Raw genomic sequence first — 18,996 nt, 5'->3', positions numbered from 1 at the left:
TGGGCTTGAAAAGCGCTGGCTTAGCGGGCACAGAGGCCATTCGATCCCTGACGCGCGGGCAGGTTTTTTCCTGTGCCGTCAATGGACTGCGGATGGCTCAGTTTCCAAAGAAAATCACCGACAATCCCTATGCGGCTGCGGTGCTGATTCGCCGCCTGGTCACGGAACAGGGGATCATCTACTGGCGGCGCTACCTCGTCGCCTTCGCGCTGATGGCGCTTGCCGCCGGATCGACCGCGGGCGCGACCTACGTGCTCGGCCAGGTCATCAACCAGGCCTATGTCGACAAGAACATCCCGGGCATCGCGATGTTCTCGGGCATCACCGTGATCCTGCTCTTCATCAAGGGCGTGGCGACCTACGGCCACATGGTGATCCTGACCAAGATCTCCAACGCGATCCTCGCCACCAACCAGCGCCAGCTGTTCGCCAAGCTGATGCGCGAGAGCGTCGGATTCTTCTCCGAGCGGCATTCGTCGGAATTTCTAGCGCGGCTGACAGCCGGTGCAAAGTCCATCACTGATGTCCTCAACATGCTGGTCAATGCGGTCGGGCGCGACCTCATGATGCTGGTCGCCATGATCGGCGTGATGGTGTGGCAGGATCCAGTGATGTCGTTCATCGGCCTCGTCGCGGTGCCGCCGGCGATGCTGGTGCTGCGCAAGCTGGTCAAGCGCATCAAGGGGCTCGCCTACAACCAGTTCACCGGCACCGCCGACATCCTGGAGACGATGCAGGAATCGCTGCAGGGCATCCGCACGGTGAAAGCGTTCACGCTCGAAGACACCATGCAAAACCGCATCGACGAGAATATCGCGATCGTCGAGCGCAACGCCAACAAGATGGCCCGCGTCGCCAATCGCTCCAATCCGCTGATGGAGATGCTCGGCGGCTTCGCAGTCGCCGGCTGTTTGCTTTACGGCGGCTACAGCGTGGTCGCGCTCAACGCCACGCCCGGCGCGTTCTTTTCCTTCATGACGGCGTTCCTGATGGCGACCGAGCCGGCCAAGCGGCTGGCGCGGCTCAACATCGACCTCAACAGCCAGCTCGTCGGCGCCCGCATGCTGCTCGAAGTCGTCGACAGCCCTGCGAGCGAGCATTCCGACGACGACAAGCCGGCGCTGAAACTCTCGAACGCACGCATCGAGCTGCGCGACGTCAGCTTTTCCTATCGCAACGGTGAGACCGTCCTCAATCGCATGAGCTTTGTTGCCGAGCCCGGCAAGGTCACCGCGCTGGTCGGCCCCTCCGGCGGCGGCAAATCGACCGTGCTGGGGTTGCTGCTGCGCTTCTACGAGGTGACGCAAGGCGACATCGTGATCGACGGCCAGTCGATCGGCGCCGTCTCGCGAAAATCGCTGCGGGCTCAGACCGCCTATGTCGGCCAGGACGTCTATCTGTTCCGCGACACCATCCGCAACAACATCGCCTTCGGCCGCGCGGGCGCGACCGAAGACCAGATCATCGATGCTGCGAAAGCAGCCTGCGCGCATGATTTCATCATGGGCTTCCCGCTCGGCTACGACACGCCCGTCGGCGAACACGGCACGCAGCTGTCCGGCGGCCAGCGCCAGCGCATCGCGGTCGCGCGCGCGCTGATCAAGAACGCGCCGATCATCCTGCTCGACGAAGCCACCGCCGCGCTCGATTCGGAATCCGAACGGCAGGTGCAGGAGGCGATCGAGCATCTCTGCCAGAACCGCACCACGATCGTGATCGCGCATCGCCTGCACACCATCATGCACGCCGATGCGATCCTGGTGGTCGAGGGCGGCGAGATCGTCGAGCAGGGCCGGCATGACGAGCTGCTCCGCCGCGGCGGGCGCTACGCCTCGTTCTTCCGCTTGCAGCATCACGACGCCGGCGCTCTGGCGCCGATCAGCGCAACCGCATAGAGTTCCCTTCACCTCAAGAGCAGCGAGATCGCACCATGAACGCCGCCTCCTACGTCATCCCACTTCCGACCCAGGCTTCCCTTCCCGTCGTCGGGGAAAGCGGGCGGTATCCCGTGCGCCGCATCTGGTGCGTCGGCCGCAACTATCTCGAGCACATCCGCGAGATGGGCAATGACGAGCGCGCCCCGCCGTTCTTCTTCGCCAAGCACGCCGACATGCTGGTGCCCGACGGCGCCACCATTCCCTATCCGCCGCTGACCAAGGATTTGCATCACGAGGTCGAGCTGATCGTCGCGATGAAGAGCGGCGGCCTCAACATTCCCGCCGACAAGGCGCTCGACCATGTCTACGGCTATGCCGTCGGCATCGACTTGACCCGCCGCGACCTCCAGATCGCCTCGCGCAAGAAGGAGCGTCCGTGGGAGATCGGCAAGTCGTTCGACTATTCGGCGCCCTGCTCCGCGGTGCAGCCGGCATCGAAGATCGGCCATCCCGCCAAGGGCAAGATCTGGCTCACGGTCAACGGCAAGGAAGCGCAGAAAGGCGATCTCACCGAGCTGATCTGGAACGTGCCCGAGATCATCTGGCAGCTCTCGCAGCAGGTGAAGCTCGCCGCCGGCGACATCATCATGACGGGCACGCCGGCCGGCGTGTCGCAGCTCCAGCCCGGCGACAAGCTCGAATGCGGCGTCGACGGCGTCGGCACGCTGAAGGTCTCGATCGGCCAACCCGAGTAAGGCTCACGGCGGCTCGAACTAAGAAGGCCTCGGGCATGTCCGGGGCCTTTTGCATTTCGCTGGCGGACGATGCCGATCTACCAAGCCTTCACGGGCCGATCGGCGTGGCTTGCCTGCGGCACACCCCGATTGAGCGACATGTGGGAATGCACGCACAGCCAACCATCGCCATGTCTTGAAAACACCATCGTGGCCCGGCCGGGGCGCGGAAACGCGCTGCCGTCGGGATGATAGCCTGTGCTCGTCCACGGCACGATCACGGTCGCCATCGTGCCATCAGACGATGCCAGGATCGAGGCCTGGTCGATGACGAAACGGAAGTCGGCCGTCTTGGGCCAGACGTTATCCCATTGCGTGGTGACCCATTGGTCGAGGCCGGGAATGACGTCGTTGTGCGTGCCGAAGGCCAGCACATCCGGATGGAAGAGCGGCCGCGCCGAAGCATAGTCGACCTCGCGGACATAACCTGCGAACGTCTCCAGCCACGCGCGGAAGAATTGCACCAGCTCAGTGTTCGCAACCGGCAACGGGGCCATTACCTGCTCCATGTTTGATCGCTCAATCAGGCAATCTTGTTGCCATGAGGCGAACCGTCCAGCAAGATATGGGAAGAGCACCGGTGGAGATCGATCGACGAACCGGGCCGATTTCATGGAGCCAGACTCATGAGACGCCTTCTCCTGCTTGCGGCCACGCTTATCATCTCGTGCAACGTTGCCAGCGCGCAATCCGGTCAGCCCTATGCCGGCCTTGAGCAGCGCCCCATCAAGGCGCTGTCGCACCAGCAGATCGACGATCTTCGAGCCGGACGTGGCATGGGCCTGGCGCTTGCCGCCGAACTCAATGGATATCCCGGTCCGAGCCATGTTCTTGAGTTCGGTGACCGGCTTGACTTGACCGCAGATCAGCGCATCCGGGTTCAGCGCCTGTTCGAGGCCATGAAGCAAGAGGCGGTCCCGCTGGGTAACAAGCTGGTCGAGCAGGAAACGGAGTTGGACCGGCTCTTCTCTGCCCGCGTCGTGACATCGGAGTCACTCAAGGCGACCCTCGTTGCCATTGCGGAAACCCAGGCCTTGCTCCGCGAAAGCCACCTCAAATATCATCTGTCGACGACCGCCTTGCTCGATCAGAACCAGATGCAGCGATACGCGGAGCTGCGAGGTTACCAACGCCCCGATAGCTCCGAAGCACACAAGCACCATCACTAGACGCGGTCATCGCAGCCGACAGCACGATGAGGCCGCGCTTCAGGTCAGCGGGCCGGCACCCGCCCCCGGGCTACAGCTTCAACCACATCAATCTCGGCGACAGCACCGAGAAGCTGATGGCGCAGCTCGGCGGCCCCTTCCATGTCGGGCCGAGCGGGCTAGAGAAGACCGATCTCTGGACCTATCACCCATGGCCCTTCTCATTCGAAGTGCAGGCGGACCGTGTCACGTCAATCCGGATCAACGATCCGACCGTTCAGTAATTGATTGTACGCGGCCCTAGTCACGCCCGTGACAGGGCCTGGAGACCCTTGAAGGTCAGGCGCTTGGGGTCGGTGACGCCGGCGAGATACAGGCGGCGGATGAACGCGATGACGGCGTCGCGGTCGCAATCGGTCAACACGACGACGGCGTCGACCGCGATTCTCTGGGCTTCCATTGGGCTCACCTCGGCCTTGCAAGTAACCCCGGCCGAGACAGGCTAGGACTCCGCGGTTAATCCGACGTTAACCGTTCGGGCAGCATGGCTGATTCAGCCTAGCGGCCGTATACGCAAAACAACGCATTGCCCGTGCGCGCAGCGGCTCACCGCGCAGTGATGCTGTTCTTGAGCTGTGCAAACTGCTTCTTCAGCCGCGGCACCGCAAAGTCCGTGAAGGTCCGCACCTTCGGCACCGAGAGCCGGCCCTGCGGACAGATCAAATGCGCGGGCATCTCGGGATCCTCGTCGCCGGGCAGCACGATCTCGAGCTCGCCGCGCGCGACCTGCTCACCCACCTGGTACGAATACATTCGCGCCACACCGCGGCCGGCGACGGCCGAGGCCACCGCCGCATAGGTGCTGTTGACGACGAGCCGCGGCGTGAACTGCACCGTGCGGGCAGCCGACGAGCCGACCTGCGGCGCAAAGGTCCACGAATTGGGAAGGTGGGCCATCGCGACGATCTGGTGCTTGGCGAGATCGCCGGGCTCGGTGATGCGCGGGTGCTGCTTCAGATAGCGTGGTGATGCCACCACGACGCGGCTGATCTCGCCGACCCGCATCGCGACCATCGCTGAATCCGCGAGATGGCCGATGCGGAGCGCGACGTCGACCCCCTCCTCGATCAGATTGACCGCGCGATCGAACAGCAGGAGTTTTGCCGACACGGTCGGATAGGCATCGAGAAAGGCATCGAGGATCGGCCGCAGCACCATCTCACCCGACACCACCGGGGCGGTGATCGTGAGCAGGCCGCGGGGCGCCGTGCGCGGCCCGGCCGCGATGTCGTCGGCCTCCTCCAGCTCGGTAAGCACGCGCCTGCAGACCGCGACGTAGCGCTCGCCCTCCTCGCTCAGCTTGATGGAGCGTGTGGTCCGGTGCAGCAGCTCGGCACCGACCCGCTGCTCCAGGAAAGCAATGGCGCGGCTCACCGCCGCCGGCGAACGGCCGAGCTTGCGGCCCGCAGCGGCAAGGCTGCCGTCGTCCACCGCAAGGACAAACACCTTCATCGCATCCAGACGATCCATACGTCTCCCACCAGCCCATCGAGCTCCGACTGCAAGCTAGGCGTTCGCTCCTGCCGCGACAACCACCGCCGAACGCCGGTTCGGCATTCGTTCGCGCCGCGAAAGAGTGTCTGCCGGACAGCGCATATTCGCAGCCAGCCCGCTGCGGCGTACCTCATCCGTCAAGCCAGCCCCGCTGGCGCAGGTTCTGAAATCCAGCAACAGGAGCCCATCATGGGTATCGAACAGAAGGTTGCCATCGTCACCGGTGCCTCGCAGGGCATCGGTGCGGCCCTAGTCCAGGGTTTTCGCGATCGAAACTATCGCGTCGTCGCGACAGCGCGCTCCATCAAGCCGTCGGGCGATGACGATGTCCTCGCCATTGCCGGCGACATCGCCGACCGGAACACCGCCGAGCGGGTGGTCTCGCAAGCCGTCGCCCGCTTCGGCCGCGTCGACACGCTGGTCAACAACGCCGGCATCTTCGTCGCAAAGCCGTTCACGCAGTACACGGCGGAGGACTATGCGGCGGTGATGGGCACCAACGTCGCGGGCTTCTTCCACGTCACGCAGCTTGCCATCGCCGAAATGGAGAAGCAGGGGTCCGGGCACGTCGTCCAGATCACAACCACGCTGGTCGACCAGGCCAATTCGAACGTGCCCTCGGTGCTGGCCTCGCTGAGCAAGGGCGGGTTGAGCGCCGCGACCAAGTCGCTCGCGATCGAATATGCCAAGCGCGGTATCCGCGTCAACGCGGTGTCGCCCGGCATCATCAAGTCGCCGATGCATCCCGTCGCGACGCACGCCCAGCTCGATGGGCTGCATCCCGTCGGCCATATGGGCGAGATGTCCGACATCGTCGATGCCGTGCTCTATCTCGAGGGCGCCTCCTTCGTCACCGGCGAGATCCTGCATGTCGACGGCGGCCAGAGCGCCGGCCACTGAACGCTAGCGCCTTGGCGCGCACGAGGACGACATGACAGACGCAGATGCCAAGCAGCAAGTTCATCCCCGACCGCATCAGCGGTCGGGTTCGACATCAGAGATTTCTTCACAGCAAACCCGGCGATATGCGGTAGCCGGATTGTCAGCATCGCTGGTCGGACTCGGCCTCGCGCGCTTTTCCTATACGCCGCTGATCCCGGCCCTGATCGCCGCAAAATGGTTCGGCGCGTCCGACGTCGTCTATCTCGGTGCAGCGAACCTGGCCGGCTATCTCGCCGGCGCGCTCGCGGCGCGGACCGTGGCCGCGCGCATCGGCGCCGTTCGCACCTTGCGGGCGATGATGTTGCTCGCGACCCTCTCTTTTTTTGCCAGCTCAACCCCGGTGTCGTTCACCTGGTTCTTCGCCTGGCGCTTCCTGTCGGGGCTCACCGGCGGAATCATCATGGTACTGGCGGCCTCCGTCATTCTGCCCCATACCTCGGCCGCAAAGCGCGGCATGGTCGGCGGCGTGATCTTTGCCGGTGTCGGGCTCGGTGTCGCCGCATCGGGCACGCTGGTGCCGCTATTGCTGCAGCAAGGCTTGCAACAGAGTTGGTATGGTCTTGGCGTGGTCTCTGGCACGCTCACGCTGGTGAGCTGGTGGAACTGGCCTGCCGAGGCCAAGACCGATACCGTGTCATCGCAGCCGGCGAAGCACGCTTCGCCCGCCGTTCGCGGCTTGCTCGTCCAATACGGCCTCAACGCGGTGGCGCTGGTGCCGCACATGGTCTTCATCGTCGATTTCGTCGCGCGCGGCCTCGGCCAGGGTATTGCCGCGGGATCGCACTACTGGGTGCTCTACGGCCTTGGCGCAATCGTCGGCCCCCTGGTCACCGGTCACCTCGGCGATCGCGCCGGGTTTGGACCCGCGCTACGCGCCGCCTTCCTGATCGAAGCGGCCGCCGTGTTGCTCCCGACCGTCAGTACCGCGCCTCTCTCGCTGATCGTGTCGAGCGTCGTGGTCGGCGGCTTCACACCCGGCATCGTACCGCTCGTGCTCGGACGTATCCATGAGCTGGTCCCCCATTCTGCCGAGCAGCAGCGCAGGACGTGGAGCCATGCCACGACCAGCTTTGCGCTGTTCCAGGCGGCCGCGGCCTACGGCTTCTCCTGGATCTACGCGCAGACCGGCGGCGATTATCTCGTCCTGTTCGCGCTGGGCGGTGGCGCGGTGGTGCTCGCACTCGCGATTGATTTTGCCCTGCCGCTTACCACCCGTAAGGCTTAGAACGCCGAGGTCGTCGCGATCAGGAATATTGCATCACGCCGTCGTCGATCCGGCCGAACCGCAAGGAGACGATGTCGAGCGCGTAGTTCTGGTAGAGCCGCCACGGCTGCTTCGAGCCTTGCTTCGGCATCTTTGCGACCGAGCGCTGCACATAACCCGAGGTGAAGTCGAGCGACGGCTGCGCGGTAATCGAGGGATCGTCATTGTGCGGCATGCACTGCCGGAAATTGTGCCGGTCCATGTAGTTGATCAGGCGGCAGACATATTCGCAGGTGAGGTCGCATTTCAGTGTCCATGATGCGTTGGTGTAGCCGAAGGCGGAGGCCATGTTGGGCACCTCGGCATACATCATGCCTTTGTAGGTCAGCGTATTGGCGAAATCGACGGTGCGGCCGTCGACACTGATGTCGAGACCGCCGACGACCTGGAGCACCAGTCCCGTCGCGGTCACGATGATGTCCGCCGCAAGCTCGCTGCCGTCCTTCAGGCGGATACCGCCCTGGGTGAACATGTCGATCTCTTTGGTCACCACGGAGGCGCGCTGCTCGCGAATCGCCTTGAACAGGTCGCCATCCGGCACGAGGCAGAGCCGCTGGTCCCACGGATTGTAGCGCGGCGTGAAATGGGTCGCGACGTCGTAGTCGGGGCTGAGCGCCATCTGCACGCCCTTGAGAACCAGCTCCTTCACCTTCGCAGGGCGGCGCCGACTGAGCTGGAAGAAGAACATCCCCCACATCACGTTGCGCCAGCGGATCAGATGATAGGCAAGCCGCGTCGGCAGATTGCGCCGCAATTTGTTGGCGACGGGATCCTGTGCCGGGCGCGACACCACATAGGTCGGTGAGCGCTGCAGCATCGTGACCTGCGCGGCCGTCTTGGCGAGCTCCGGCACCAGCGTCACCGCGGTCGCGCCCGAGCCGATCACGACGACGCGCTTGCCCGCGCAGTCGATGTCGTCGGTCCATTTCTGCGGATGCACGATGCGGCCGGCGAAATCCACGACGCCCTTGAACTCCGGCGTATAGCCCGCCTCGTACTTGTAATACCCCGAGCACATGAACAGTAAATTGCAGGTAAAGCGCACGGTTTCGGTGGCGCCCTCGCCGGTGATGCGCTCGGCCTCGACGGTCCAGCGCGCCTCACTCGTCGACCACGCCGCACGCTTGACACGATGGTGGAAGCGGATGTGCTTCTCGATACCGTTCTCGGCTGCGGTTTCGCGCACATAATTGAGAATCTGCGCGCCGTCCGCGATCGCCTTCGGATCGGTCCACGGCTTGAAGGAATAGCCGAGCGTGAACATGTCGCTGTCGGAGCGGACGCCAGGATAGCGAAACAGATCCCAGGTACCGCCGACGCAGTCGCGCCCCTCGAGGATGACGTAGCTCTTGCCCGGGCATTTGGTCTGCAGATGATAGCCCGCGCCGATCCCGGACAGGCCGGCACCGACGATCAGCACATCGAAATGGTCTTGAGCCATTGTTTCCTCCGCCGCCAGGAATTGTCTGACCGGGATCATCGCTCGTCAACTGGCAATCGGCCCTGACACAACCGCGAAGAGACGCGTTCGTCGCGCTCAAGACAACAAAGCCCCGGATCGCTCCGGGGCTTTGCGTGGAAAATAGATACGATCAGCGGATCAGTACCGATAATGGTCCGACTTGTACGGACCTTCCTGCTTGACGCCGATGTAGTCGGCCTGATCCTTGCGCAGCTCGGTGAGCTTGACGCCGATCTTGGCGAGGTGCAGGCGCGCGACCTTTTCGTCGAGCGACTTCGGCAGCACGTAGACTTCCTTCTTGTACTTGCCGTCCTTGTTGTTGGCGAAGAGCTCGATCTGCGCCAGCGTCTGGTTGGTGAAGGATGCCGACATCACGAAGGACGGATGGCCCATCGCATTGCCGAGATTCACGAGGCGGCCTTCCGACAGCATGATGATGCGGTGCTTGTCGGGGAATTCGATCTCGTCGACCTGCGGCTTGATGTTGGTCCATTTCAGGTTACGCAGACCCGCGATCTGGATCTCGTTGTCGAAGTGACCGATGTTGCAGACGATGGCGCGATCCTTCATCGCGCGCATGTGCTCGATCGTGATGATGTCCTTGTTGCCGGTCGCGGTGACGAAGATGTCGGCACGGGGCGCGGCGTCTTCCATGGTAACGACTTCATAGCCTTCCATCGCCGCCTGCAGCGCGCAGATCGGATCGACTTCGGAGACCAAGACGCGGCAGCCGGCCTGGCGCAGCGAGGCGGCAGAACCCTTGCCGACGTCGCCGAAGCCCGCGACCATCGCGACCTTGCCGGACATCATCACGTCGGTGCCGCGGCGGATGCCGTCGACCAGCGATTCACGGCAGCCATAGAGGTTGTCGAACTTCGACTTGGTGACGCTGTCGTTGACGTTGATGGCCGGCCATAGCAGCGTGCCCGCCTTCTGCATGTCATAGAGACGATGCACGCCCGTGGTGGTCTCTTCGGAAACGCCCTTGATGCTCTTGGCGATCTCGGCGAAGTAGCCCTTCGGCTTCTCCTTGAGCTGCTTCTTCAGAAGCGCGAAGAAGACTTCCTCTTCTTCCGAACCCGGCTTGTCCAGGAACTTGGTGTCGCCGTTCTCGGCGCGCAGACCGAGATGGACGTACATGGTGGCGTCGCCGCCGTCGTCGAGGATCATGTTCGGGTGACCGCCGCCGTGCCAGTCGAACAGCTTGGCGGTGTAGTCCCAGTACTCGGTAAGGCTCTCACCCTTGACGGCGAACACCGGGATGCCGGCGGCTGCGATCGCCGCCGCGGCGTGGTCCTGCGTCGAATAGATGTTGCAGGAGACCCAGCGGATGTCGGCGCCGAGCGCGGCCAGCGTCTCGATCAGCACGCCGGTCTGGATTGTCATGTGCAGGGAGCCTGCGATGCGCGCGCCCTTCAGCGGCTGCCTCGGGCCATACTCTTCGCGGGTGGCCATCAGGCCGGGCATCTCGGTCTCGGCGAGCGAGAGCTCCTTGCGGCCGAAATCGGCGAGCGAAATGTCCTTGACGATGTAATCGGTGAAGCCGGGCTTCGCGTTCATTGCGGGCGTCCTGTTGTTGAATTGGTCATTCCGGGCCGCCCTGAAGGAGCGAGCCCGGAATCTCGATGGAAGAATTCCGGGTTCGCCGCTGTGGCGGCGCCCCGGGAATGACGTCGGTGATCAGACCGCGCGCTTGAGCGCTTCAACGAGATCGGTCTTCTCCCAGGAGAAGCCGCCCTCGTTGTCGGGGGTACGGCCGAAATGGCCATAGGCGGAGGTGCGCGCGTAGATCGGGCGGTTGAGATCGAGATGGCTGCGGATGCCACGCGGGGTGAGATCCATCGCCTTGGCGGCGGCCTTCTCGAGCTGATCCTCCGACACCTTACCGGTGCCGTGGGTGTCGATGTAGATCGACAGCGGACGCGCCACGCCGATGGCGTAGGCGAGCTGCAATGTGCAGCGATCCGCAAGACCGGCCGCGACGATGTTCTTGGCGACATAGCGTGCCGCATAGGCGGCCGAGCGGTCGACCTTGGTCGGATCCTTGCCGGAGAACGCGCCGCCACCGTGCGGAGCCGCACCACCATAGGTGTCGACGATGATCTTGCGGCCGGTCAGGCCGGAATCGCCGTCGGGACCGCCGATGTAGAACTTGCCGGTCGGGTTGATGTGCCAGATGGTCTTCGCCGTGATCCAGTCCTTCGGCAGCGCCTCGCGCACATAGGGCTCGACGATGTCGCGAATTTGCTTGGACGAGATGTCCTCGACCAGATGCTGATGCGACACCACGATCTCGCGCACGCCGACCGGCTTGCCGTTCTCGTACTGCACGGTGACCTGGCTCTTGGAGTCCGGGCCCAACACCTTCTCGCGGCCGGAGTGGCGCGCTTCGGAGATGAGACGGAGGATCTTGTGGGCGTAGAAGATCGGCGCCGGCATCAGATCCGGCGTCTCGTTGGTGGCGTAGCCGAACATGATGCCCTGGTCGCCCGCGCCCTCTTCCTTGACTTCGCCCGGCTGCAGCGCATCCACGCCCTGCGCGATGTCGGCGGACTGCGGATGCAGCAGGATCTCGATGTCGGCCTTCTGCCAGTGGAAACCTTCCTGCTCGTAGCCGATGTCCTTGATCGCGGCGCGCACGACGCCTTCGATCTGCTCGTTGGTGACGGATGCAGGACCGCGGGTCTCACCGGCGATCACGACCTTGTTGGTGGTCGCGAGCGTTTCGCAGGCGGCGCGAATTTGCCAGGGATCGATGCCGGCTTTCGGTCCTTCGCGGTAGAACAGATCGACGATCTCGTCGGAGATCCGGTCGCACACCTTGTCCGGATGGCCTTCGGACACGGACTCGCTGGTGAAGAGATAGGACGCGCGCATCAGTAACCCCTTGTTCCGCCGCTAGCTGGCGGGCGTTTGCGATGTTTAGCTTTGAATGATGTCAATCACGCCGGCGCGAGATGACGTAGGATTCGTCGAGAAACCAGAGCCCATTATACTTTCGCAGCACGTCCCTGGCGGCATCCAGAGTGCGGCCGTTTTGAGTCATTTCCGTCAACCGGTCGTCCTCAATCTGAGCGACATACACCGCCGCATTCCAGGCTGCAAAGGCCGTCGAGGTTCCGATAGTGCCTGTCACCTCGTTGGGCAGCGCTTCCATATCATACCTGAAGATCGAGCGGTTATCTGCGTAAGCATTAAAATTTAGGTCGCGGCCCACCGAGCCGAGCTCATACTTCACCGCGCGCAATAGCTCATGACGGCTCACCGAGAAAGGATTTTCTCCGGGCCAGATCGCCTGGATCATCTCCATGCCCGGATCCTGCCCGTGGGAGTGAATTCCGATCAGGCGGCCGCCTGCCCGCAAGGCCCGCGCCAGGGGCGCAATGATCCGTTTTGCCCGGAAATTGACCGAGGACAGCGCGCGGTATGGCTGGGATGCAATAACGAGGTCAAAATTGGCCTCGGCCTGGCCCGGCCGTGGAATGGTCGAATCGAGCAGAAACCGCTGATCTTCACGGTAGAGCACCAGCACGACAGGCCGCTCATAGAGCGGCATCCCCGTGCGCGGGCTGACCGCCGCGCGCCAGTTCTGCTCCAAAAACGGCTTCAACTCCGCGATTTGCGTCTCGAACTCGCCCGAGGAAGCCCCCCGCAGGGGAACCTCATGCCAGACGGTCGCGGCGGCCGCCGCGGGCGATGCCGGCGTGAGCCAGGGCGCCTCCGCGTAAAGCATGTTGGTAAAAACGAACACCGAGGCCGGATGCTCGAAAATGCGATCCGGCACCTTGTCCAGCGTCAGGCGGAGGTCCTCGAGACTGAGCTCCTTGCCGGCGACATAGAACGGCATGTGCGGAAAGCGCTGGTGCATCGCGCGCAGCACGCGCGCCAGTACCGTGCCGTCGCCAACGCCGGCATCGAACACGCGCAGCGCCGGCGGCCGGGGATGAATGCTGGCAAGCTCCAGCGCCACGCGCTCGGCGACCACCCGCTTCTCACTGCAAGTGTGGACGAACAGCAGGTATTTCTGGCGGTTCTCGAAGAAGCGGAAATTGCCGCGCGGATCGCGCTTTTCCGGCGGCACCTGAAGTCCCCGCGGGGGAGGCACGCCGCCGGCCATCGATGCGGCCATATAAGCCTGGATCCGGTCCAGCGTGTCGATCGTGATGCGCTTGCCCTCGCGCAGGCGATGCACAAGCTTCCCATCGTTCACCGCGCGCCGGCCAAACGTCGATTCCGCCATGTCGGCCTTGCGGCAGAACTCGGTGATTTGGCTCAGGATTTCGTCATTCTTCATGAAGTGGGACGCAGTGGGCAGAAGGATTGGGTAGCGCCTCCTAGCAAAATCTGCCCACTGAGGGAAGAGGGGATAGAGCCGCCCCCGCTGCCGTGTGCACAGCAGCGAGGCCATGAACCACCTTCCCCTGCCGGGCAACAAACAGACGCCTCTCCTCAACGGGACCACCACCGATGCGTCGCCTCCTCGTCGCGCTTTGCCTGCTCGCCGCAACGCTGTGGTCGGCGCCCGCTTTTTCGCAGGCGCGCAACCAGCTTGGGCCGCTCTGCACCACCGACACCACGCCGGCGGACCAGATGATCGACGCCTGCAGCAAGATCATCGCGCTGAAGGTGTTCAGAGGCGAGCAGCTCGCAACGGTCTACTTCTGGCGCGCGGTGGGCTGGAACAAGAAGGGCGAATACCTAAAGGTCATCACCGACGCCACGGAAGCGATCCGGCTCCAGCCGAGCCAGGCAGTCTATAATCTCAGGGGATCGGCCTACTACGACAGAGGCGAGTACGAAATCGCGATTGCCGATTTCGACGACGCGCTGAAGCTTGGCCCGCCGAGCGGTACCATATTCCACAATCGCGGCAATGCCTGGCGCGGCAAGGGCGACTACGCCAAGGCGATCGTCGACTACGACATGTCGATTAAAGCCGACCCGAGATCGGCGTTCTCGTTCCAGAACCGCGGCATCGCGAAGGAGGCGCTCGGCGACCTCGACGGCGCGCTGGCCGACATTAACCAAGCGATCCGGCTCGACCCGACACTGCCGCAGCCGCTGATCAACCGGACCGCGATCTGGCGCGTCAGAGGCGATTACGATCGCGCGATTGCCGACGGCAGCGAAGCGATTCGGCTCGCGAAAGAGAAGCCGCCCGTCAACATCATGACGCCGCCGAACAGCGTGCTGATCTCGGGCTACACCCATCGCGCGCTGGCCTATGAGGCGAAAGGCGATTACGCGCACGCGAGGGACGACTACAAGGCGACGCTTGCAATCACGGCTTCCGATGCCGGCAGCAAGGCCAATCAGGCCACGGCAAAGGTGCGGCTGTCGCTGGTCACCGACGCTAGCGTGCCGATCCCGCGGGATGGGCCGTCACCGACGACCGAGCAGGCACAGGCACCGGCTCCCCAGCAGACGGGTGCCGCGCCGTCCCCCTCGCCTGCTCCGGCCGCGCGCGGCACGCGGATGGCGCTGATCATTGGCAATGGCGCCTATGCGCATGTCAAGGCACTGCCCAATCCGCCCAATGACGCGCGCGCCGTTGCGAAGAGCCTGCGCAACATCGGCTTCACTGTGTCAGAAGGCGTCGATCTCGACCGCGCGGCGATGCAAAAGATGACGCGTGACTTCTTGCGGGAGGCGGCGCGGGCGCAAATCGTGGTGGTCTACTATGCCGGCCACGGCGTGCAGGTCGAGGGTCGCAACTATCTCATTCCCGTCGACGTCGAGCTCAAGCCGGGCGCGAGGATGACGGACGCGATGATCGACATGGATACGATCATGGCCGGCCTCGACGACCAAGTCCGCACCAACATTTTGATCTTCGATGCCTGCCGCAATAATCCGATGGCACAGCAGGTTGCATCAGCTGGCACCAACCGCGCCATCGAAGCTGCCTCGGGCCTCGCAGCGCCAACGAGCCTGGGCGCCGGCGCGACGCTCGGCGCCGGCACGCTGATCGCTTTCGCCACTGCGCCGGGCCAGGTCGCGCTCGACGGTGAAGGCGCCAACTCGCCGTTCTCCGCCGCGCTCTCCCGCCATCTCGGCACGCCTGGCCTGGAAGTGCAGCAGATGCTGACGCGGGTGCGGGCCGAGGTGGTCTCGACCACGAAGAACAAGCAGGTGCCGTGGTCGAACTCGTCGCTGCTGGGCGAGGTTTATCTGGCGGAGAAATGAAGGGCGTGTGCCTCACCCTCAGCTGTGATCGCCCGGCTTGACCGGGCGATCCAGTACGCCGAGAAGTCAGCGATTCTCCGAGAAGCCGCGGCGTACTGGATTCCCCGCCTTCGCGGGGAATGACAGTGAGCGAGTGGAGCCCTATTGGCCCCACACTTCCTTTGCGATCTCCACGGCGAGGCTGAGCTTGGCCCACTGTTCCTCTTCGGAGAGGACGTTGCCCTCCTCCGTCGACGCAAAACCGCACTGCGGCGATAGTGCGAGCTGCTCCAGCGGGGCGAACTTGGCGGCTTCCTCGAGACGGCGCTTGATGTCATCCCTCTTCTCGAGCTCACCGAATTTCGAGGTGATGACGCCGACCACGACGACCTTGTTGCCCTTGGGCAGGAAGCGCAGCGGCTCGAAGCCACCCGCGCGGTCGCTGTCGTATTCGAGGAAATAGCCGTCGTAATTGGTGCCGGCGAGCATGGTCTCGGCAACCGGCTCGTAGCCGCCTGAAGAAATCCAGGTCGAACGGAAATTGCCGCGGCAGACATGCGTCGTCACCACCATGTCGGCGGGCTTCTCCGCCAGCGCGTAGTTGATGACGCGCGCATAGATCTGCTGGAGACCCTCGGGATTGTCGCCCCGCTCGCGCGCCTTCTGCAATTCGTCCGGCGAGCAGAGATAGGCCCACACGGTGTCGTCGAACTGGAGATAGCGGCAGCCGGCGTCATAGAACGCCTTCACGGCCTTGCGATAAGTCTTGCCGAGGTCTTCGTAGAAGGCGTCGAGATCGGGATACACGTCCTTGGAGATCGCCTTGCGGCCGCCACGGAAGTGCAGCACCGCCGGCGACGGGATCGTCATCTTCGCGGTGACGTGGGCCTGGTCGGCGACCTTCTTCAGGAAGCGGAAGTGATCCAGCATCGGATGGTCATCGGGGAAATCGAGCTTGCCGATCACCCGCACCGCGTCATGCCGCGTCTCGACGCCCGCGAACTGGATGCCGGTGTCGGGGTGGAACATTTCGCAGCCGGTGAGCTTGGCCAGGAAGTCGAAATGCCACCAGGAGCGGCGGAATTCGCCGTCGGTTGCGAGCTTCAGGCCGAGCGAGGCCTGCTTATGCACGACCTTCTCGATCTCCATGTCCTCGATCTTGCGCAGATCGTCGGCCGAGATCTCGCCCTTCTCCAGCCTGGCGCGGGCTTCCTTGATCTTCGCGGGGCGCAGGAGGCTGCCGACCTCGTCGGCGCGGAAGGGGGCTTTGGTTCGCTGCATTTCTTACTCCCAGTTATTTTTAGTGGGCCGCCGCCCCTGCGACGCCGAGGTGGCGCTCGAGGACCGACGGGTCGGCCTTCAGCGCGGCGCTCGGGGCGTCGTGGACGATCGTTCCGCGCTCCAATATCACAACACGGTCGGCCAGCCCCAGAATCTTTTGGGCATTCTGCTCGACGATAATCGAGCAGATGCCGCCCGCCCGGGTGATGGTCCCGATCGCCTTCAAAAGCTCCTCGACGATGATGGGGGCAAGGCCCTCGGTCGGCTCGTCCAGGAGAAGCACTTTCGGATTGAGGGTCAGCGCGCGACCAATCGCCAGCATCTGCTGCTCGCCGCCGGAGAGCTGGTTGCCAAAATTGCTCCGCCGCTCCTTCAGCCGCGGGAACATCTCGTAGACCCTCTCGACCGTCCAGGGGCCGGGCTGGGCCACTGCGGACATGTTCTCCTCCACCGTGAGCGAGCGGAAGATGTTGCGCTCCTGCGGCACCCAGCCGATCCCGGCGCGCGCCCGCTGGTCCGGCCGCAAAGTCGTGACGTCGCTACCGGCCAGCCGGACATTGCCGGAGAAGCGACGGGTGACGCCGACGATCGAATTGATCAGCGTGGTCTTGCCGGTGCCGTTGCGCCCCAACAGTGCCAGCACCTGGCCTTCGGAGAGACGCAGGGACATGTTCGGCAGCACCACGGCCTCGCCGTAGCCGGCGCGAAGCGAGTCGATCGCGAGCAGGTCAGACATTGACCGCCTCCTCGCCGAGATAGACCGCCTTGACCTGCGGGTCGCGCGCGACCTGCTCGGGCGGTCCTTCGGTGAGCAGCGCACCGGAGACCAGGACAGAGATGCGGTCGGCGAAGGAGAACACGAGGTCCATGTCGTGCTCGATCAGCAGCACCGTGACGTCGCGCGGCAGGCTGCCAACGACGGCGAGAATGTCATGGCGCTCGCTCTCAGGCACGCCGGCGGCGGGCTCATCCAGCAGCAGCACGCGCGGCTTGGCGGCGATCGCGACCGCGATCTCGAGCAGGCGCTGCTTGCCGTAAGGCAGCGTCACCGTCTGCTCGTTCATGACGTCAAGCAGGTGGAAGCGTGTCAGGAGGTCGGCGATCTCGCCGTTGACGTCGCTGCGCGTACCCATCCGCCGCCACCAGTCACCGCCATGGCCGAGGCGCTCGGAGACAGCGAGACCGATGGTCTCGAGCGGGGTCAGGTCGGGATAGAGCTGGTTGATCTGGAAGGTACGCGACAAGCCGCGCAATACGCGCTTGTGCACGGGCAGATCGGTGATGTCCTGGCCTTCGAGCAGGATGCGGCCCGAGTTCGGCTTGAGCACGCCGGTGAGCTGGTTGATGACCGTGGTCTTGCCGGCGCCGTTCGGGCCGATCAGCGCGTGGCGGGCGCCTTGTTCGATTTTTAGCGACAAGTCGCGAGTGACGCGCAGACCACCGAACTGCTTTTCGAGATTCTGGGTTTCGAGCGCGATGGTCATGCGTCGCTCTCCGGCACGGCGACGACGGCCTTGCGCCCGGCTATCTGCTTGATGACCAGATTGGGCACATACAGCATCCAGCGATGCAGGCGCTGCCGGCCGACCAGGACGATCACGACCAGCACGAGCCCGATCCAGAACTGCCAGTATTGCGGGGTGATGGTGGAGAACAACTCCTGCAGCATGCGGAACAGCACCGCGCCGATCAGGCCGCCATAGAGATAGCCGGTGCCGCCGATCACGAGCACCAGCATCAGGTCCGCCGAGCGCTCGAAGGCGAACACGTCGAGCGAGGCGATCGCGGTGGTCTGGGTGAACAGTGCGCCTGCGATGCCGGCATAGAACGCCGCGAGTGTGTAGATCGCAATCAGGCGGCGGTTGACGGGAATGCCGATCGCGGCCGCGCGCAGCGGATTGTTCTTGATCGCCCGCAACGACAGCCCGAACGGCGAATGCACGACGCGGCGGGCGAACAGGAACAACAGGAACAGAACGGCGAGCGAATAGAAGAAGCCGGTCTTGCCGAACATGTCGAACGGGATCTCACCGAAGATCGGCTGCATCTCGATACCCTGCAGGCCGTCGGTGCCGCCGGTGATGTTGGAGAAGCGTTCGGCCAGCGCCTCCAGCAACAACGCGATGCCGAGTGTCACCATCAGCCGCGTCAGGTCGACGCCTCGGATCACCAGGAAGCTGGTGGCGAAGCCGAGCACCATCGCGACAAGGCCTGCGACGACAAGCGCAAGCACGGGCTCGTTGATGATCCCATGCAGCGCGAGAAGCCCCGCCGCGTAAGCACCGGCGCCGAAGAAGGCTGCATGGCCGAGCGAGACGATGCCGGCGTAACCGAGGATCAGATCGAGCGACATCGCAAACAGCGCGAGCCGCAGGATGTCCGTCATGATCAAATAACGCGTGGGAAATACGAAGCCGCAGCCCAGCACGATCAGCCAGAAAGCGGCCTCGCCATAATGCCAGCGTGCCTGGCGCTGGGCGTGATAGCCGACGTCGGAGGAGGCGCTCAT

The 18,996-nt window shown here is 64.0% G+C and carries 18 protein-coding genes; 7 read left to right on the top strand and 11 right to left on the bottom strand.

The window, feature by feature from the left end; genetic code table 11:
- Positions 1 to 92 precede the first annotated feature (92 nt).
- Together IVB40_RS11925 and IVB40_RS11920 are read left to right on the top strand one after the other, a co-directional pair.
- The gene (locus IVB40_RS11925; RefSeq protein ID WP_247290166.1) at positions 93 to 1,895 is read left to right on the top strand and encodes an ABC transporter ATP-binding protein; all 1,803 of its coding nucleotides are present in this window, start codon (positions 93 to 95) and stop codon (positions 1,893 to 1,895) included.
- A gap of 35 nt (positions 1,896 to 1,930) precedes the next feature.
- Positions 1,931 to 2,632: a fumarylacetoacetate hydrolase family protein gene (locus IVB40_RS11920; RefSeq protein ID WP_027566820.1), complete on the top strand. Its 702-nt coding sequence runs from the start codon at positions 1,931 to 1,933 to the stop codon at positions 2,630 to 2,632.
- A 77-nt stretch (positions 2,633 to 2,709) separates the two neighbouring features.
- On the opposite strand, the gene IVB40_RS11915 is transcribed toward IVB40_RS11920, so the two are convergent.
- The gene (locus tag IVB40_RS11915; RefSeq protein ID WP_247290168.1) at positions 2,710 to 3,168 is read right to left on the bottom strand and encodes a nuclear transport factor 2 family protein; all 459 of its coding nucleotides are present in this window, start codon (positions 3,166 to 3,168) and stop codon (positions 2,710 to 2,712) included.
- Between the two features lie 129 nt (positions 3,169 to 3,297).
- Here IVB40_RS11915 and IVB40_RS11910 point away from each other — a divergent pair, with 129 nt between their 5' ends.
- Positions 3,298 to 3,840, top strand: coding sequence for a hypothetical protein (locus tag IVB40_RS11910; RefSeq protein ID WP_247290170.1), 543 nt, complete (start codon positions 3,298 to 3,300; stop codon positions 3,838 to 3,840).
- Positions 3,841 to 3,866: 26 nt separating this feature from the next.
- Complete coding sequence (locus tag IVB40_RS11905) at positions 3,867 to 4,103, top strand: hypothetical protein (RefSeq protein ID WP_247290171.1); 237 nt, start codon at positions 3,867 to 3,869, stop codon at positions 4,101 to 4,103.
- Positions 4,104 to 4,123: 20 nt separating this feature from the next.
- On the opposite strand, the gene IVB40_RS11900 is transcribed toward IVB40_RS11905, so the two are convergent.
- Together IVB40_RS11900 and IVB40_RS11895 are read right to left on the bottom strand one after the other, a co-directional pair.
- Positions 4,124 to 4,279 (bottom strand): hypothetical protein, encoded by a 156-nt coding sequence (locus IVB40_RS11900; RefSeq protein WP_247818918.1) that lies wholly within the window; start codon positions 4,277 to 4,279, stop codon positions 4,124 to 4,126.
- Between the two features lie 146 nt (positions 4,280 to 4,425).
- A complete protein-coding gene (locus tag IVB40_RS11895; protein WP_247400500.1) occupies positions 4,426 to 5,349 on the bottom strand; it encodes a LysR family transcriptional regulator in 924 nt (307 codons plus the stop codon).
- Between the two features lie 213 nt (positions 5,350 to 5,562).
- Here IVB40_RS11895 and IVB40_RS11890 point away from each other — a divergent pair, with 213 nt between their 5' ends.
- Positions 5,563 to 6,273, top strand: coding sequence for an SDR family oxidoreductase (locus IVB40_RS11890; RefSeq protein ID WP_247290175.1), 711 nt, complete (start codon positions 5,563 to 5,565; stop codon positions 6,271 to 6,273).
- Positions 6,274 to 6,304: 31 nt separating this feature from the next.
- Positions 6,305 to 7,540, top strand: a complete 1,236-nt coding sequence (locus IVB40_RS11885; protein ID WP_247290177.1) for a YbfB/YjiJ family MFS transporter — start codon at positions 6,305 to 6,307, stop codon at positions 7,538 to 7,540.
- Between the two features lie 19 nt (positions 7,541 to 7,559).
- Here the strand turns inward: IVB40_RS11885 and IVB40_RS11880 are convergent, their stop codons facing one another.
- The 4 genes from IVB40_RS11880 to IVB40_RS11865 all read right to left on the bottom strand — a co-directional run bounded on the left by IVB40_RS11880 (position 7,560) and on the right by IVB40_RS11865 (position 13,335).
- Complete coding sequence (locus IVB40_RS11880; RefSeq protein ID WP_247290179.1) at positions 7,560 to 9,020, bottom strand: NAD(P)/FAD-dependent oxidoreductase; 1,461 nt, start codon at positions 9,018 to 9,020, stop codon at positions 7,560 to 7,562.
- A gap of 159 nt (positions 9,021 to 9,179) precedes the next feature.
- Entirely contained in the window at positions 9,180 to 10,601 is a 1,422-nt protein-coding gene (gene ahcY / locus IVB40_RS11875) for an adenosylhomocysteinase (protein WP_247400501.1), read from the bottom strand.
- A gap of 120 nt (positions 10,602 to 10,721) precedes the next feature.
- A complete protein-coding gene (metK, locus tag IVB40_RS11870) occupies positions 10,722 to 11,918 on the bottom strand; it encodes a methionine adenosyltransferase (protein WP_247290184.1) in 1,197 nt (398 codons plus the stop codon).
- Positions 11,919 to 11,979: 61 nt separating this feature from the next.
- Positions 11,980 to 13,335 (bottom strand): hypothetical protein, encoded by a 1,356-nt coding sequence (locus IVB40_RS11865; protein ID WP_027519010.1) that lies wholly within the window; start codon positions 13,333 to 13,335, stop codon positions 11,980 to 11,982.
- Positions 13,336 to 13,508: 173 nt separating this feature from the next.
- Between IVB40_RS11865 and IVB40_RS11860 the strand changes: the two genes are divergently transcribed.
- Positions 13,509 to 15,227 carry a caspase family protein gene (locus IVB40_RS11860; protein ID WP_247400502.1) on the top strand — a complete coding sequence of 573 codons (1,719 nt, stop codon included), beginning with the start codon at positions 13,509 to 13,511 and terminating at the stop codon, positions 15,225 to 15,227.
- Positions 15,228 to 15,368: 141 nt separating this feature from the next.
- Here IVB40_RS11860 and IVB40_RS11855 read toward each other — a convergent pair whose 3' ends face one another.
- The 4 genes from IVB40_RS11855 to IVB40_RS11840 are packed head-to-tail and all read right to left on the bottom strand — an operon-like array spanning position 15,369 to position 18,996.
- Positions 15,369 to 16,487 carry a cobalamin-independent methionine synthase II family protein gene (locus IVB40_RS11855; RefSeq protein ID WP_027566809.1) on the bottom strand — a complete coding sequence of 373 codons (1,119 nt, stop codon included), beginning with the start codon at positions 16,485 to 16,487 and terminating at the stop codon, positions 15,369 to 15,371.
- A gap of 19 nt (positions 16,488 to 16,506) precedes the next feature.
- Positions 16,507 to 17,223 carry an ABC transporter ATP-binding protein gene (locus IVB40_RS11850; RefSeq protein WP_027566808.1) on the bottom strand — a complete coding sequence of 239 codons (717 nt, stop codon included), beginning with the start codon at positions 17,221 to 17,223 and terminating at the stop codon, positions 16,507 to 16,509.
- Entirely contained in the window at positions 17,216 to 17,971 is a 756-nt protein-coding gene (locus tag IVB40_RS11845; protein WP_007612502.1) for an ABC transporter ATP-binding protein, read from the bottom strand. The genes IVB40_RS11850 and IVB40_RS11845 overlap by 8 nt, the downstream gene beginning before the upstream one ends.
- Positions 17,968 to 18,996, bottom strand: a complete 1,029-nt coding sequence (locus IVB40_RS11840) for a branched-chain amino acid ABC transporter permease (RefSeq protein ID WP_027566806.1) — start codon at positions 18,994 to 18,996, stop codon at positions 17,968 to 17,970. The genes IVB40_RS11845 and IVB40_RS11840 overlap by 4 nt, the downstream gene beginning before the upstream one ends.

Source organism: Bradyrhizobium sp. 40 (assembly GCF_023100925.1).
In the GTDB taxonomy this organism is placed as follows: Bacteria; Pseudomonadota; Alphaproteobacteria; order Rhizobiales; family Xanthobacteraceae; genus Bradyrhizobium.
Note: the sequence above shows the minus strand (reverse complement) of the source record. Positions and strands in the feature narration are given on the sequence as shown.